Origin of the sequence: Chamaesiphon sp., from assembly GCF_041737865.1 — a bacterium.
Classification (GTDB): Bacteria; Cyanobacteriota; Cyanobacteriia; order Cyanobacteriales; family Chamaesiphonaceae; genus Chamaesiphon.
This window is the reverse complement of the sequence record NZ_JBGSQZ010000013.1, coordinates 1-16,482: the sequence shown is the minus strand read 5'-3', so window position 1 is coordinate 16,482 and position 16,482 is coordinate 1. Positions and strand designations below refer to the sequence as shown.

The window sequence follows — 16,482 nt, the reverse complement described above, 5'->3', positions numbered from 1 at the left end:
ACGGAGGTTAACTTCACGTTTGAATTAGTGGCATAAACCTGCCCCTACAGGTTGGTTAAAGATCTCTACTCTACGAGATGTCTGCTTTATCTCGATCTTTTGCTAGTTTCCGCTTGAGTGCAACACCAAATCCCGCACCAAAGATCGTCCCTAACACCGTAAATGGTTCGGGTACCTCAGTAGCATTAGCAGTCGGAGTAACGTTAATATTATCAAACTGCGCGATGTTGATAAGATCCATCCAACTAACAGAAACTAAATCGGTGAAGTTAGCAAAGTTAAAAGTTTCAAACCCTGACAAATCGTCTGTTGTAAAGTCTGCGGTGACAGTACTATTGTCAGCCTTTAAACCAGTAAAATAGATCCGTGCTACACTATTATCGAAAAAATCGTTTAAGTCGATCGCTACAAATAACTTTAATTTACAGCGGCAGTCTACAATAGGGAATTGCATCTTCCCCACACCCGCTTGTATATGCTCGAACCCTTGCCCCGTCCGTCGATTCCTACTGCTACTTCTTGGCAACGTCAGTTTCATCAAGACTGGGAAAAACCCTATACAGTCCGCTATGAGAGTAATCTAGACGATGGGCCATTTCATGGGATGCCATTGGGCGGATTTGGGGCGGGATGTATCGGCAGATCCCATCGCGGGGAGTTCAATCTATGGCACATCGATGGCGGCGAACACGTTTTTAAAAACCTCTCGGCTTGTCAATTTAGCGTGTTCGAGCAGTCAGGTAATGGCGATACTCAGGCTTATGCGATGTCTACACAAGCACCTGAAGATGATAGCTTAAATCGGTGGCAATGGTATCCCCAGACGACATCAGCAGGGCAGGGAACGGGCAATTATCAGGCTTTATATCCCCGTAGTTGGTACAGCTATGAAAACGTCTTCCAGGCGCAATTAACTTGCGAACAGTTTTCGCCGATTTGGGCGGATAATTATCAGGAGACTTCTTATCCGATCGCGGTATTTGAATGGACGGCTCATAATCCGACGGATAAACCCATTACTTTGAGCATTATGTTCACCTGGGAAAATACCGTCGGTTGGTTTGCAAATACTAGCCCATCTAGTAAGGTGGAAATTCGCGATGATGGTAGTCCCGTCTATGATTATCAACCCCGCATCGGTGAGAGTGAGGGCAATTATAATCAGTGGATTGTCGATAATTATCGGGTGGGTTGTTTACTCGACAAAGCACATAAATCGGACGTACCGAGTGAAGGCGAGGGACAATGGTCGATCGCGAGTATTGCCAATCCGAGCGTAGAAGTATTTTATCATTCGCGGTGGAACCCGATCGGCAACGGTGGCAAAATTTGGGAGAGTTTTGCTGCTGATGGTTCGCTCCCCGATATCGATGATGAAAGTGAGGCAAAGTCTGGCGAAAGAATTGCCGCAGCCATTACCATTCGGTTTACAGTTAAACCAGGGAAAACCAAAAAGATTCCCTTTATTCTCGCGTGGGATTTCCCGATTACTGAATTTGGTAAAGGGATAAATTATTATCGCCGCTACACAGATTTTTTCGGTCGATCGGGTGAAAATAGTTGGGCGATGGTTCGCACAGCTTTCAAACATTATGATACCTGGCAAGAGCAGATAATTAACTGGCAACAACCAACACTCGATCGATCGGATCTGCCTAACTGGTTCAAGATGGCGTTATTCAATGAGCTATATTTACTAACCGATGGCGGAACATTATGGACGGCTGCTGACGATCGCGATCCAGTCGGACAATTTGGCGTATTAGAATGTTTAGATTACCGCTGGTATGAGAGTTTAGATGTCCGCCTATATGGTTCCTTTTCTGTACTATTACTCTGGCCGAAATTAGAGAAATCAATCCTAATTGCCTTCGCCAGAGCCATCCATACCGAAGATACCAATCAACGCCTTATCGGTTACTACGTCCAAACCGCATTCGGCTATGAAGATCGTCCCCAAAATATCGATCGATCCGAGATGATGGCACCCCGAAAAACCCTTCACGCCACCCCCCACGATCTCGGCGCACCCAACGAACATCCCTGGGAAAAGACGAATTATACCTGTTATCAAGATTGCAACCTGTGGAAAGATTTGGGTAGCGATTTTGTCCTTCAAGTTTATCGCGCCTATATATTTACAGGTAAAACCGATATCGAATTTCTCGCCGAATGTTGGAGTGCAATTGTTGATACACTTGCCTACCTGAAACAATTCGATCTCGATAACGATGGAATGATTGAAAACTCCGGCGCACCCGATCAAACTTTCGATGATTGGCGACTACAAGGAATTAGTGCTTATTGTGGTGGATTATGGTTAGCAGCATTAGAGGCGGCGATCGCGATCGGTCAAATCCTATCCCCACAATACCACGAACAACTCACGCCCAACCCCACCGAAATCATCCCTCAATATCAAGCCTGGTTAGATACAGCCAAACCCATCTATCAACAACAACTCTGGAATGGTAGTTTCTACCGCATCGATACGGGCAGCGGCTCAGAAGTAGTCATGGCAGATCAACTCTGCGGTCAATTCTACGCCAAGCTCCTAGAACTTGATAACATCGTGCCCCTAGACTGTGCCAAAACTGCCCTAGAAACCGTCTATCGCTCGTGTTTTCTCAATTTCCAAGGCGGCAAGTTTGGAGCCGCCAACGGGGTCAAAATCGACGGCTCACCATCAAATCCTAAAGATACCCATCCCCTCGAAGTATGGACGGGAATTAACTTTGGCATTGCTGCATTTTTAGTCCAAATGGGAATGCGCGAGGAAGCGTTAAAATTAGCCGAGACAATTGTGGAGCAGGTATATACTAATGGGTTGCAATTTAGAACCCCCGAAGCGATTACCTCCGCTGGCACTTTTCGTGCCAGTCACTACCTCAGAGCGATGGCAATTTGGGGAATTTATCATACTTTGAGTCAAGTTGCTACCTAGACTCAAAGTGGTTAAAACCACTCCTCGTGATGCAAAGTCCGCCTACGCGGACTGAAAAATTTAGTGAGACATCTACGTAGGTTGGGTAGAGCAACGCGAAACCCAATCACCCTAATTGTTGAGTTTCATTCTTCAACCCAACCTACAGCACTTCGATCTTCGCATGACACAATTTCCCCACGACCAATTTGCCAAAAACTTACTGGAGTCACTACTGGCTCCAGGGGGACAGGTGACAACCGCTCTCACCATCGATAGTGAAGTTAGAGAAATCGATGTCTACTTCAACCCTACTAAAGATCCTACCAGAATCTCAGCCCTTGGACTCCTCGCTCGATGTGCGTCGCAACCTGCCGTATTTGAACCATTCCGAAACCCAGTCAGTACCGCCGAGATTCGGAGTTGTATGGCGAAACTCTATGACTTGCAGCGAGAAACAGTTCGACAAGCCAAAAAGGATGGACGAAAGATTACTGATGCCGAACTCCCAATCTTGTGGATTCTCACTCCCACATTAGCCGCACCAACATTGACAGGTTTTGGTGCTATAAATGAAGTAAGTTGGGGAAATGGTGTGTACTTGTTGCCACCATTGCAGAAGACGGGGATTATCGTCATTCACCAGTTACCAGCGATTCCAGCTACTTTATGGTTTCGGTTATTGGGCAAAGGTAAAGTCCAACAACAGGCAATTTCTGAAGTAGCTGCGCTACCTGTCGATAGTCCATATCGGATAGATGCCTTAAAACTGTTTGGAAACCTCAGAATCATTTTAGAATCCCAAAAAAGTAAAAAAACAGAAGAGCAGGAGTTAATTATGCAATTATCACCTTTATATCTAGCCCAGATTCAAGCAGCCGAAGAACGTGGAGAGCAAGCAGTAATTATGCGTCAATTGAAACGTCGGGTAGGCGAGCTACCAGTTCAAGTTCAGGACAGAATCAAATCTCTACATGTAGAAAAGCTGGAGAGTTTAGGAGATGCTCTTTTAGACTTTGCTAGAATGGAGGATTTAACATCTTGGCTAGATACCAACTGTTAATTAGTTTAGTATTTTCTGACTTGCAATATCTCTAACCAGATCGTGAGCATCTTGACTTAATCTTTGTAGATACTCGATCGATGTTGACGGATTACACGCGATCGCCAATCGATCGAGCCAATTATCGGAGTAAAATAATTTATCTCTCTGTACTGCTGAAAGTTGAGGATGCAGCCCCGCAATAAATCGATTTAATGAATTTTCTACTTGTAAAGCTCGATCGAGTAATAAATTCAATCCCCGTGGATGCAACAACACAGCTAATCTAATTTCGATATCTCGATGATACAACATTTCCCATAGTTGTTCTGTAGATGTCTCTGGGTTAGATGCTAATTCTCGATAAATCGATCGTAGACGAGCTTGTGCTGCTTTTCTTATTTTACTACTAGCTTTAAGCTGGGAGAGCTTCTCAAGAACAGAGATAGGTATGCTTTTATGGTAGGCAATACTAAATAGATCGTATCTGTATCTTTGGTAGTCTGCCAACTTTTCTAAAATATCATTAGGTGTTTGAGGATTACTACACAAGGCTATTTGAATATCTTTTAGCAAATATTTTTTATTGTCAAGACTAGAAATTGACTTAAACCTAATATCATTATAGTCACCTGATATATGTGACATAAATAAATATTCTTTTGTTTCAGAAATATTTCTCAACAAATTGATTGGTATTCTATGATTTTTTGCTAAAGCCTGACAAATAAATATATCTTTTGAATCCCATAATAATTCTAAGCTATGGACAGGAGTACTTGGATTGCTAGCTACAGCAATTTTTATGGCATAACGATCGAAGCCCTGATATCTTGGTATATATGAATCTCTAGCTAAATTAACTAGTATTTCTGGAGAAGTGTTGAGATTACTAGCAACTCCAACTCTGACATAATGAGCATTATTGTCATTATAAGTAGATAAAACAGCCAGTGTTGAAGCAGACGTATTTAAATGCTTAGAGACAGGTAAAATTATGTCCTGAATATCATGTGGATATAGACTAACAATTTTTGCAAGAAGATCACCTGGAGTAGATGGATTAGAAGCCATTCTACGCATAGCACCTGCATTATTATTTTTTACAAATTCTTCCAATATATCTATGGGTGTATTTGGATTCCGTCCTACTAGATGAGAACAACTTGGATCTCTAGATAATTTTCGTAAGATATATGCTGGAGTTGCTTTATTTCCAGCAACAGCTTCTCTTATGGTGTATGTAAAACAATTGCGGTACTCATAACAATAAGGATCGTCAGCTAAAATATTTAAAACATCAACTGGGGTAACTGGATTACGGGCAACTTCAGCACGTACCTGATAAACGAGATCGCTAGCTAAAAATGCCAAAACATCAATGGGTGTCTCTGGATTACGAGCAACTTGAGCACGTACCAAATAGTTTTCGTCTTGAGCAAGTTTTCGCAATTGCCAGGGACTGTTATGGGATCGACGATTGGGATTGTTCGGATGTACTCTAAATAATCTACGAATTTGGCGATCTTTATCCTCGCTCAAAATATTTAGCACCGTCATTGTAATATTTGAGTTTTTAAAAACAGATAGTCGGATTTCTTTGTTTTTATTAGTCGCCAGATTAACCAATATTCTCTCAGCCGTAGTAGACTGTTTAGCGATCGAGATTTGATTATTCAGTGTCAATATCTGTAAAAGCTCGATCGGAATAGCATCGATCGCAGCTAGATCGCAGAGTCGATCGTGTTTCTGGATTAACTCAGCTTCTTGTAATGCTTGAATGACAGTAGGTGGCAGAATAGACATTTGAAAAGCGTTTTCCAGTTTTTATAGTAGGTAAGTTCGCCGCTACAATATATTATGGCTAAGTTTAGGATGGATGAGTTACCGAGATATGGAAACGATCGACTTGCTGCGCTCCGGTCAATTGCAGGGGATAAAACGGCTGGATTTAGCGGCTGGCTTGACGGAATTCCCGATTGAGATTTTCGACTTAGCAGATTCTCTGGAAATATTGAACCTGTCTGATAATCATTTACAATCTTTACCCGCCGATCTGGGACGCTTAAATAAGCTCAAAATTATTTTTCTGAGTAACAATGATTTTGAGGAAGTCCCTGAAGTATTGGCAGATTGTCCGAGCCTGTTGATGGTGGGTTTTAAGTCTAACAAAATTAGGGTGTTGGGCGAGAATGTTCTACCTCTGGGTGTCAGGTGGTTGATTCTGACTGATAACCAGTTGGAGCAATTACCCAATTCGATCGGGAGACTCCAAAAGCTGCAAAAATTGATGTTAGCCGGAAATCAATTGCGATCGCTACCGGATGAGATGGCGGCTTGTCAGAATTTAGAGCTGATTAGATTGGCGGCAAATCGCTTGGAGTCTTTGCCAACCTGGTTATTTACATTGCCTCGGCTGTCGTGGTTGGCTTATGCTGGAAATCCGTGTTGTATTGCGAACCTGTCGCCAACTGTACCCACCATTTCATGGGCAGATTTAACCCTCGCTGATACCTTGGGTGAAGGTGCATCGGGGGTTATTTCCCAAGGTTTATGGCAGTCTCCAGCACAGCCGCCAACTGATGTCGCGATCAAAATTTTCAAAGGCTCGATGACGAGCGATGGTACGCCAGCCGATGAGATGAATGCTTGTCTGGCTGCTGGCGGACATCCACATTTAGTCGGCGCATTGGGTAAAATCGATGGGTTGCCTGACAATCGATCGGGTTTGATATTATCATTAATTCCCGCCGATTACCAAAATTTGGGCAACCCGCCGAGTTTGGATAGCTGCACCAGAGATACTTATGCTGCGGGGACATCTTTTTCAGTAGCGGCAATTTTGCGGATCGCGATCGGGATTGCGTCGGCTGCGGCTCATCTCCACGCTCAGGGCATCATGCACGGCGATTTGTACGCTCACAATATTCTGGTAAATGCAGATCGTCATACTTTGTTAGGCGATTTTGGTGCGGCTTCTAGCTACGATTTGAACGATTCGATCGCTAGTTTGGCATTGGAAAGATTGGAAGTCAGAGCGTTTGGTTGTTTATTAGAAGATTTACTCGATCGCGCTCAGGTGCCAGAGACTAAGGCTGAAAAGTGGGCATTCTATGGATTAGATAAGTTACGGCAAGATTGTTTGCAGACGAATCCTGAGGCAAGACCTTTATTTAGTAAGATCGATCGAATTTTAGCTGAGATTTTAATAGATTAAATTCATCGACAGCGTAAAACATGATTTAAAATAATTAGATAAAATCTTAGACGATCGGTAGAATTCTTGCCCTCAGACGCGAACTATCGATCGTTACTAAAGCTCCTTTCTTGAGGAGAGATTCATGTCAATAAGGATCTTCACGTCACAAGGGGTACTTCGATCTCTTCTACCCGCCAAGCTGCATAGGCTAAAGCTTCATATATATAGCCATCCTAAATGAAAAGCTATGTGGATGTAGGGTGTGTTAGGCTTCAGCCGTAACGCACCAGTATCGATACCCAAGGATCTGCTTTAGGACTGCTATATCGACTGCCTCTAGATAAGGATATGCTTGCAAAATTTCCTCGATCGAGCGACCAGATGCCATTAATCCGACTATGGTACCAACCGTAACTCGCAAACCTCGAATACAAGGTTTACCACCCATAACTGCTGGATTAAATGTGATTCGAGCTAACTGCTGCATAATTGAATTAAAGTAAGTTTCCAGACCTAATAATTTTGACAATCAACCATAATCCCAGAATACTCGCCGCCCCGAATAACACATTACTTAGTAGTTGCAATTCAGGCGTTCGAGCATTGGCAGAAACGATCGCGGCTCCGACGATTAAGGAACCGACTACCGTACTAAACGATCGACGATTGGCGGCATCATCGACACTATTTTGAATGCCGTCTAGGTTTTGAATCGTAATATTTAGCTTCAATGTTTCGGAGCTAAATCGATCGAGTAAAAAGCCTAATTGTCGGGGTGATTGGAGCGAGAGATTTTTTAATTCTAAGCCCGTGCGGAGGAGTGACTGCATCGGATCGTCGCCGAGCAGTTGGCGTTGAAACATATCATTCATCAACGGGCGGACTTCTTCAAATAGATTGACTTCGGGGTTAAATTGTCGCCCGACTCCCTCTAGATTGGCTAAGGATTTGGCAAATAGCCCGATATTACTCGGCCAGCGGAGATTGTTTCGCCGCGCTGCTTGGAGGATTTCAGCGAAGGCTTCGCTGGCATTCATATTCTGCAAGCTGATGTTGTTGTATTTGTGGAGCAATCGATCGTAATCCCATTCTAGGCGGGAGAGATTTAGTTCGCCCATCGGTTCGGCGAGTTGCAGGGTGATTTGGGCACACCGCTGGGAATCGCTATTGACGATCGCCAGGATCATCTCCATCAGAGCCGACTGAGTACGGGCATCTAGCCGCCCCATCATGCCACAATCGAGCACGGCTACTCGCCCATCATTTAGATAAAATAGGTTGCCAGGATGCGGATCTGCATGGAATAAGCCATCGACTAAATATTGCTGAAAAAAGGCGCGGAAACAGAGGACAGTCAGTGCTTGTCGCTCTTCCTGAATATTGCCATTGTGATTTTTGCCAGTGAGCTGCGCCGCGAGAATTGGTACGCCATCGAGCCATTCTAAGACTAATAATTTCTGGGTGGATAACTGTCGATCGATCTCTGGTACCATAATTTTGGTCGTGTCAAACCAAGTACCAGCTAATAAATTCTGGCGGAGCTTTTCTGTATATCTTGCCTCTTGGGTGAAGTCTAATTCGGCTTGGAGAGCTGTACTAAATTCTGATGCTAGGGAAACTAAATCGTAACGTTTGCCAAAGTCCGTGCCAGATAGCAGTTTGGCGGTCTGCTTTATCATGGCGATATCCCTAGCCACCAAGCGATCGATCCCTGGACGCTGCACCTTCAAGGCTACTGTCCGGCCATCTTTGAGGATGGCACGATGGGTTTGGGCGATCGAACCTGCGGCAACGGGTTGAATATCGATCTGGGAGAAGATTTCTGACGGTTTTTGGGGTAGTTGCTGAATTAAGATGGCTTCGATCTCGTGCCAATCGATCGGGGGTACATTCGACTGGAGTTCGCTCAGAGCCTCGATATATTCTAGTGGTAACAGATCTGGTCGAGTACTGAGCAATTGCCCCAGTTTGACGTATACTGGCCCCAAATCTACCAAAATACTTCGGAGGATCTCAGGGGGTGGTACATCAACTCGATCCTCCGCTGAGGAAGCTTTCCCAATTGTCAGGATTTGACGCATGAAGTCCCAGCCATGATGTAACAGGACTTCTATAATTTCCCGCTGGCGAGAACTATCGATTTTGGAAAGAGCCTGCATGGGTGAATAACTCCTGAAAATTATGTCAATAGCGAAGTTTCGACGATGAGTGGAACTATTCCTCACCACAATCCACATTTTGTGCCGAATCCTTACCAACTATTGTATCGACATCTAAGTTCTAACGGTTGTGTGCGGTTATGACTAGCAACTTACGCTAGTAGTAGAATAGTGATGAGTCGATCTGTGGGGGGAAGACTGTTCGCTGTTGACAACACGATCGGCATGACCAATATTTTAGCTGCGACAATTTAATCTCAGGAGTGTTCGATCGCCATGCTGGCACATATATTAGCTGTCTTAGTCGGTACGGGTAGCGTTGGCTTGTATATTTCCGCTTTCTTCTTTCCAGAAATCCATCGCAAACAAGATTTTATCTGGAGTGGAGTTGGCTTTTTATATGCCCTGACGCTCTGGATTTACGCTCGTCAGGTGATGGGCGGTATTTTAGTCGGGCAAATCTCTAGTGTTGCGCTCATCGGCTGGTTTGGATGGCAAACTCTCAAGCTGCGTCAGCAACTCGCACCTGTGAGTCCACAATCGCCAATTGCTGGCACAACTAAACTTCGAGAGCGACTAGGTTTAAATCGATCGACGGCTAAAGCGACTAAACCTACCACAGCACCAACACCAGCAAAAACTACCGAGCCAGTCACCCCACCCCAGGTAAAAAATCCGATCGTGCAACAACCCTCTGCGAACCAAAAAACTGCACCTGTAGAGAGCAATCTCCCCTCGACAAAAAATTCGATCGTCCAGCCAGTCCCTCAGAGAGCTACATCGACGCAGAGCGTACCTCTAGCCCCGCCAAAAAATCCGAGCGTCCAACCCTCTGTCACTCCGAAAACCGCACCTGTAGAGAGCGATTTACCTCCAGCCCAGCCTGAAACTGAACAAGATTTGGCACCGACACTGCGTGTTGATGTTGTCGAATCGACAGAGAAAGCTTGGATCAAACTAGAAGTAAAGTCATCTCCAGCGACAAAACCTTTAGGCACCGCCGTTAAACCACCTACTCCCCTATTGTTGTCAGCCGCTAGCAACCCAGATCCTCAACCACCAGCAATTGTTGCTGAAGATCTAGCCACAATGTCCCCAACTGAGGCAATTTCTGCTAAAGCACGATTAGATGCTGAAGATTGGGAATAGACAATTGGGCGGGAGGATCTAGTAAACCTCCTGCGAAAGTAAAAACATCATTTTTTTTAGTATCGTTTTCGTCTATGGTTTCCCCTAAAGCCTAAAGCCTGACTTTCGCAGGAAGTCTAGTTAGTCAATCCATGCTCTAGCGCGTAACGCACCAGTTCGGTACGACTATTAGTGCCTGTTTTGCCAAACAGACGACTGACATATTTCTCGACATTTCGGACACTTGTCTCAAGCTGCTTGGCAATCTCTTTATTCATCAATCCAGCAGCAACAAGATCGAGGACGCTCTGCTCGCGCGGAGTCAGATCGATCCGGATTGGCGGTGGTGTTTTGATAATGCCACTAGTGGGGTTGAGCATCCCCCGCAGTTCGGCGGCGATTTGTTTGGCGATGCCTTCCATTTCTGGATTTTGGGAGGCGGCTACCGCTACAGTCCGCCGCTCGATCAGGTTTTGGACGATCGCAATCAGCTCGTCAGGATCGAAAGGTTTGGATAAATAAGCATCGACGCCAGCTTGATAACCAGAAATCCGATCTGCTTTCATCCCTCTAGCAGTCAGGAAAATAACGGGTGTCGCCTTGAACCTGTCATCGTCCCGCATTTGTTTGAGAAATTGATAACCATCTACCTGCGGCATCATCACATCAGAAATCACCAAGTCGGGTAACTGTTGTTGCAATAGATCCCAAGCATCTTTGGCACTACTCGCCACTTGAACGACATACCCACTATCTTCGAGATAAGCTTGAACTGCTTCCCGCAATCCTGGTTCGTCATCTACTAATAAAAGTTTTCCTGCCATCGTATTACGTTCCTATTCCCTTGCTGCCTATACTTCTCACTTTAACAAAACTTGTCCGGTTTAAGCTGATTCTCGATTACCTCCGGTAGGCTACGCCAACGACTTAGATGGTGTCAGTACTTTGGCGGATTGCATCTGAGGGTTGTTTGTTATGATGGCAAATAGGTAGATAAGACCTATGCTCGACCTGTCAGTATGGCTTTCAAAAATTCGATCGATTTAATCAAAGTCCAATTTTATTATTAAATTAATTATTTAGATTGATGCTGCTCACAAACATGTCAATTCCTACATCACTAATGGTCACAATTTGGAGTTTGCGCTCCGTACCTATTAGTATGCTGATCTTAATGTTTGTATTTAATAGTGGGAGTATTCACGCGCCGCATCCCAATCTACACTTCTGGTTTGATGCGATCGCGATTACTGGCATTGTCGGGATTATTACCTATTGGAATAAGCTCAAACGCTTACATTGGAATGTTAGCTTCACTATCTATTTATATATTTTTCTAGGATTAATTCTCCGTAATCCCTATAATGTTTTAACTGCCATACCCGATCGACAGTTGGTGATGGTTGACTGGCAATCGATCTTAAATAGTCTGTGGGTGGGTGTGGGCATCTTTGCTGTTGGAATGCTATTAGAAGTCTTAATTTTCCATTTACGTCAGTTCAAAAGCTGGGCGTGGTGGGTGGCTTTATCAATCTCGATTTTGTATGTGTGTAGCATTGTTTTCTTTTTCTCTGGCACCTTAGGGATCTGGAGTTTACTCGATACCGATACCAAACAAATATTTAAACGTCGTCTCCGCTCTGTCCAAAATTAATTAACTTTAATTTCAGCTAAAATTGAGACTGTCGCTTCATCCTCCGATCCCTTTGAATATTTCATCCCCCCAGCCTAGACTCAAAATTCTGATCCTCTCTACTCCAGTTGGTGCTCTGGGTTCCGGCTTGGGTGGTGGGGTAGAATTAACGATCGCCAATCTCGCCCGCGAACTGCAATCGCGAGGACATCGGATCGATATTATTGCCCCGATGGGTTCTGAGTTGGGGGATCTATCGATCGTTCAAATCCCTGGAGAACTCCAGCTTACCGCCCAAACTCAGGAAAATGCCGCATCGATCGTTATGCCTGGAAATCCAGTTTTAGCCAATATGTGGGCAAAAGCGAGAGCGATTCAAGCCGATTATGACATTATTTTTAATACTGCCTTTGATTGGCTACCATTTTATCTCACGCCTTTTTTCGATCTCCCGATCGCACATTTCGTCAGTATGGGTTCGCAAATCGCCGCGATCGATGCGGCGATCGAATGTGTCGCGATCGATTTTCCTGGTACGATTGGCGTATGTACGCGTACTCAAGCTGAGACTTTTAGTTTTGCCGATCTCTGCTGCGTGGTGGGTGGTAGTGGCGTCGATCCGGCTGTCTATCAGTACTGCGACACTCCAGAGGACGCTCTAGCCTGGTTGGGCAGGATTTCCCCAGAGAAAGCTCTCGAAGATGCTGTCGCCGCAGCCGAGCGGACTGGTATCAAGCTCAAAATCATGGGCAAAATTCAGGATCTCGCCTACTGGGAACAAATCCAACGCGATTATCCTCAGGCTCCGATCGAATATCTCGGCTTTCTGCCTACTCATGAACTACAACAAGCCCTTCGTACTTGTCGGGGGATGTTAATGACTCCACGCTGGATCGAAGCCTTTGGAAATGTGGCAATAGAGAGCTTTGCTTGTGGTGTCCCAGTCATCGCTTATCGGCGCGGGGGGCCTGCTGAAATCATCACGGATAAAACAGGGTTTTTGGTCGAACCGGACAGTGTAGATGGCTTAGTATCCGCGATCTATCGGTTAGATGAGATCGATCGAGCTGACTGTCGCCATGCAGCCGAAACAGTTTTCTCTCAATCGGCTTGGGGAAATGTGATGGAAAGTTGGTTCGATCGATTAGTAGAGCTATAGTAACCGCCAAAGATTAGGACAGCGATTGAAATCGCCGCTCATAATGCAAAGTCCGCCTTCACGGACTAATATGTCAGTCCGCGAAGGCGGACTTCGCAATCCGAGCCGAGACTTCCAGTCTCAGGCTCATTTAGCACAAACTAAATTATCTCGATCTCATCTTCCCGCATGTGTGCCCGGAGCTTGTCATTGTCGAACTTAACAACTAGGGGAAAATTGGCACTGACAGGGCGACCTTTCCATTCAGTGGCAATTTTATCAACGATCCCCTCTTGGTTGATAATATCGACAGCTTGACCGCGATTTTTAGGGTGATGATAAATAACTACGGATGTACTGACACGAACGCGATCGCCTACTTGCATGTTCTTAAAATACCTATGTTTTCGATTGCCGAAATTTATCTAATAGCCTTCTATTCTCTCATGGTTTAGTACGCGGCTGTCTGAACTGTGATTAGAATAACTGAAAGATAAACTACTATTGCCTCTAGTAGCTAGTCATCGCCGATCGGTCAATCCAAAAAATCACAGTTCAAACGTTATCTTCTCACCTTAATATTTAGCAATTCCCTCCTCTCGCGCCGCCTTCTGTACAGCCGAAGCAACAGCTGTAGCGACGCGCTTGTCGAACACCGAAGGAACGATGTATTCGCGGCTGAGTTCGTTGGGATTAATTAATGATGCGATCGCTTTGGCGGCTTCTAGACACATATTGATGGTAATCTGGTTGGCACGACAATCGATCGCGCCGCGAAATACGCCAGGGAAGGCTAAGACGTTATTAATCTGGTTAGGATAATCACTTCGTCCCGTAGCCATCACCGCCACATCACTGCTGATTAATTCTGGTTGGATTTCAGGAATCGGATTCGCCATTGCAAATACGATCGCATCTTTTGCCATCGACTTCACCATCTCAACGCTGACGACTCCTGGCGCACTGACTCCGAGGAAGACATCCGCACCCACCATCGCATCAGCCAGAGTACCAGTTTGCTCGACAGCAAATTCTAGCTTTTCAGGATTCAAATCAGTGCGACTAGTGGAGATAATTCCCTTCGAGTCACAGATACAAATATGTTCCACGCCAGCGGTGGTAAATAATTTAGCGATCGCTATCCCAGCAGCACCCGCACCATTAATGGTAACTTTGACAGTATTCAGGGATTTTTTAACCAGTTTGAGCGAGTTCATCAAAGCCGCGAGGGTGACGATCGCGGTACCATGTTGATCGTCATGAAAAACCGGAATATCCAATTCTGCCCGCAATCGCGCTTCGATTTCAAAACAACGCGGCGCGGCGATATCTTCGAGATTAATCCCGCCAAATACAGGCGCGAGATGTTTGACTGTTTTGATGATTTCTTCGGTATCTTGCGTATCTAGACAGATTGGGAATGCGTCAAGTCCGGCAAATTCTTTAAATAACATCGCCTTCCCTTCCATTACTGGCATCGAAGCGGCTGCACCTAAATTGCCCAATCCTAATACCGCACTACCATCGGTGACGATCGCGACCGTATTACACTTAATAGTTAGCTCATAAACTCGTTCCGGTTCATTGGCAATCGCCATACACACACGTCCCACCCCTGGCGTATATGCCATCGCCAAATCCGACTGACGCGTGAGCGGAATCTTGCTCTCCATCCGAATTTTACCACCGCGATGAAGCTGCATCGTTCGATCGAATGTACTTGTCAGCCGCACCTCAGGAATCGACTTGACTACCTCGACAATTTGGTCGCCATGTTCGGTACTAGTAGCATCCACAGTGACATCGATTTGGGACAAGATCCGAGTCTGCTCGGTAATATCGAGGGAACTGATATTCCCACCGACAGAAGCGATACCCTGAGCGATACTCGCCAGCATCCCCGATCGATTGGGCACTTCCAAGTGCATGGAAATACTAAAGGAAGAAGTAGGATTTAAATTTACCATCTCAGTTTTTGAAGCGTCCACAACTAGCAGCCTTAATTATAAAGGTTCGCGCTAGGGATCGATCGGCAATAATTAAATGAGCTTCACTCGTTGGCGTAGCCTCTTGGAACGAGAATCGCAGTAGGATGTAGTATTGAAGATGCTCAACTTTAGACTCTAAATGGCAATTGATAACATCTCCAAATTTCTCATCGAACGATATTCGACTGCTTTCGCTACTTGGCTACTGGGCGAACCAATCGCTCTGACAACTATCAATCCCACCGAACTTAATGTCGAACCGATTCGAGCCGATTCGGTGATGTTGCTAAAATCTAGGGATGTTATTTTACACACTGAGTTTCAGACAGTCGCCGATGAAACCATGCCATTTCGGATGGCTGATTATTATCTGCGGTTGAGACGCAAGTTTCCAGAGCGAGATATCCAACAAGTAGTCATCTACCTCAAACCGACAGGTTCGGATTTAGTCCGACAGACGAAATATGAAACACCTGTGATGACTCATCAGTTTCGAGTAATTCGGCTATGGGAAGAACCAGTAGAAGTATTTTTGAGTACGCCAGGGTTGCTACCTTATGCGGTTCTGAGTCGTGCGTCAAATAAGGAAGAGGTTTTGTCTCAAGTCGTAGGACAGTTGGAAGGGATTGAAGATCGGCGCGAACAGAGTAATTTAATAGCAGCAACAAGTATCTTGGCGGGGTTACAATTGGGGGAGCAGACAATCGAACGATTAATAAGGAGTCCTGGAATGCAAGAATCAACGATGTATCAGGCTATTTTACGGGAAGGCCAAGCAGCAGGCGAACAAGCTTTAGTCCTCAAACAGCTTACCCTGAAAGTCGGCAATTTGTCACCCGAACTCATCTCAAGAGTTAGTGCCTTGAATCTCGATCGATTGGAAGCTTTGGGTGAGGCTTTGCTAGATTTTACCAGCGTGACAGATTTGGAATCTTGGTTAGGGTAATTCCTATAGTTGTATTATGATGAAATCTTCAAAAATACTAGCTGGTTTGATGGGTCTAAGCGTGGGAGATGCGCTGGGCGTTCCAGTTGAGTTTCAAACTCGTGAAGAATTAGCCCAAAAGCCTGTTGTCGATATGTACGGTCAAAATTGCTGGAGTGAGCGACCTGGCACATAGTCTGATGATAGCATCAGTGACAAGTTAAGCCTGTAAGCTAACTGTCAAGAGAGTTTGAGAAGCTGGTTGGAAGAAAAACGGGTCGTCAGGATGCCTGTGTTCAGGAAAAGGGGCAATAATCAACTTAACATTGGGTTTACGGATAGTTTTG

General features: G+C 45.1%; 15 protein-coding genes. 8 read left to right on the top strand and 7 right to left on the bottom strand.

Translation table 11 applies throughout. The features are described 5' to 3' along the window. Nucleotides 1-70 precede the first annotated feature (70 nt). The gene (locus ACEW9J_RS00770; RefSeq protein WP_373543244.1) at nt 71-454 is read right to left on the bottom strand and encodes a PEP-CTERM sorting domain-containing protein; all 384 of its coding nucleotides are present in this window, start codon (nt 452-454) and stop codon (nt 71-73) included. Nucleotides 455-475: 21 nt separating this feature from the next. On the opposite strand from ACEW9J_RS00770, the gene ACEW9J_RS00765 reads away from it, so the two are divergent. Then, entirely contained in the window at nt 476-2,944 is a 2,469-nt protein-coding gene (locus tag ACEW9J_RS00765; RefSeq protein WP_373543243.1) for a GH116 family glycosyl hydrolase, read from the top strand. 163 nt (nt 2,945-3,107) lie between these two features. Then, nucleotides 3,108-3,986 carry a DUF4351 domain-containing protein gene (locus tag ACEW9J_RS00760; RefSeq protein WP_373543242.1) on the top strand — a complete coding sequence of 293 codons (879 nt, stop codon included), beginning with the start codon at nt 3,108-3,110 and terminating at the stop codon, nt 3,984-3,986. Here the strand turns inward: ACEW9J_RS00760 and ACEW9J_RS00755 are convergent, their stop codons facing one another. Further along, nucleotides 3,987-5,651: a hypothetical protein gene (locus ACEW9J_RS00755; protein ID WP_373543241.1), complete on the bottom strand. Its 1,665-nt coding sequence runs from the start codon at nt 5,649-5,651 to the stop codon at nt 3,987-3,989. Nucleotides 5,652-5,859: 208 nt separating this feature from the next. Between ACEW9J_RS00755 and ACEW9J_RS00750 the strand changes: the two genes are divergently transcribed. Further along, nucleotides 5,860-7,182, top strand: coding sequence for a leucine-rich repeat-containing protein kinase family protein (locus tag ACEW9J_RS00750; protein WP_373543285.1), 1,323 nt, complete (start codon nt 5,860-5,862; stop codon nt 7,180-7,182). Nucleotides 7,183-7,429: 247 nt separating this feature from the next. On the opposite strand, the gene ACEW9J_RS00745 is transcribed toward ACEW9J_RS00750, so the two are convergent. Then, the gene (locus tag ACEW9J_RS00745) at nt 7,430-7,651 is read right to left on the bottom strand and encodes a DUF433 domain-containing protein (RefSeq protein ID WP_373543240.1); all 222 of its coding nucleotides are present in this window, start codon (nt 7,649-7,651) and stop codon (nt 7,430-7,432) included. A 7-nt stretch (nt 7,652-7,658) separates the two neighbouring features. Continuing rightward, entirely contained in the window at nt 7,659-9,323 is a 1,665-nt protein-coding gene (locus ACEW9J_RS00740) for an ABC1 kinase family protein (protein ID WP_373543239.1), read from the bottom strand. Between the two features lie 276 nt (nt 9,324-9,599). Here ACEW9J_RS00740 and ACEW9J_RS00735 point away from each other — a divergent pair, with 276 nt between their 5' ends. Then, on the top strand, nt 9,600-10,472 hold the full coding sequence (locus ACEW9J_RS00735; protein WP_373543238.1) for a Ycf66 family protein: 873 nt from the start codon (nt 9,600-9,602) through the stop codon (nt 10,470-10,472). Nucleotides 10,473-10,588: 116 nt separating this feature from the next. Here the strand turns inward: ACEW9J_RS00735 and ACEW9J_RS00730 are convergent, their stop codons facing one another. Then, on the bottom strand, nt 10,589-11,275 hold the full coding sequence (locus ACEW9J_RS00730; RefSeq protein WP_373543237.1) for a response regulator: 687 nt from the start codon (nt 11,273-11,275) through the stop codon (nt 10,589-10,591). Between the two features lie 278 nt (nt 11,276-11,553). Between ACEW9J_RS00730 and ACEW9J_RS00725 the strand changes: the two genes are divergently transcribed. Beyond that, complete coding sequence (locus tag ACEW9J_RS00725; protein WP_373543236.1) at nt 11,554-12,105, top strand: hypothetical protein; 552 nt, start codon at nt 11,554-11,556, stop codon at nt 12,103-12,105. 46 nt (nt 12,106-12,151) lie between these two features. Beyond that, the gene (locus ACEW9J_RS00720) at nt 12,152-13,243 is read left to right on the top strand and encodes a glycosyltransferase family 4 protein (RefSeq protein WP_373543284.1); all 1,092 of its coding nucleotides are present in this window, start codon (nt 12,152-12,154) and stop codon (nt 13,241-13,243) included. Nucleotides 13,244-13,383: 140 nt separating this feature from the next. On the opposite strand, the gene ACEW9J_RS00715 is transcribed toward ACEW9J_RS00720, so the two are convergent. Together ACEW9J_RS00715 and ACEW9J_RS00710 are read right to left on the bottom strand one after the other, a co-directional pair. Then, complete coding sequence (locus ACEW9J_RS00715; RefSeq protein ID WP_373543235.1) at nt 13,384-13,608, bottom strand: ferredoxin-thioredoxin reductase variable chain; 225 nt, start codon at nt 13,606-13,608, stop codon at nt 13,384-13,386. Between the two features lie 189 nt (nt 13,609-13,797). Then, nucleotides 13,798-15,189 carry an NAD-dependent malic enzyme gene (locus ACEW9J_RS00710; RefSeq protein WP_373543283.1) on the bottom strand — a complete coding sequence of 464 codons (1,392 nt, stop codon included), beginning with the start codon at nt 15,187-15,189 and terminating at the stop codon, nt 13,798-13,800. A gap of 160 nt (nt 15,190-15,349) precedes the next feature. Between ACEW9J_RS00710 and ACEW9J_RS00705 the strand changes: the two genes are divergently transcribed. Next, nucleotides 15,350-16,156, top strand: a complete 807-nt coding sequence (locus ACEW9J_RS00705) for an Rpn family recombination-promoting nuclease/putative transposase (protein ID WP_373543234.1) — start codon at nt 15,350-15,352, stop codon at nt 16,154-16,156. Nucleotides 16,157-16,172: 16 nt separating this feature from the next. After that, nucleotides 16,173-16,331, top strand: a complete 159-nt coding sequence (locus ACEW9J_RS00700; protein ID WP_373543233.1) for an ADP-ribosylglycohydrolase family protein — start codon at nt 16,173-16,175, stop codon at nt 16,329-16,331. Nucleotides 16,332-16,482 lie beyond the last annotated feature (151 nt).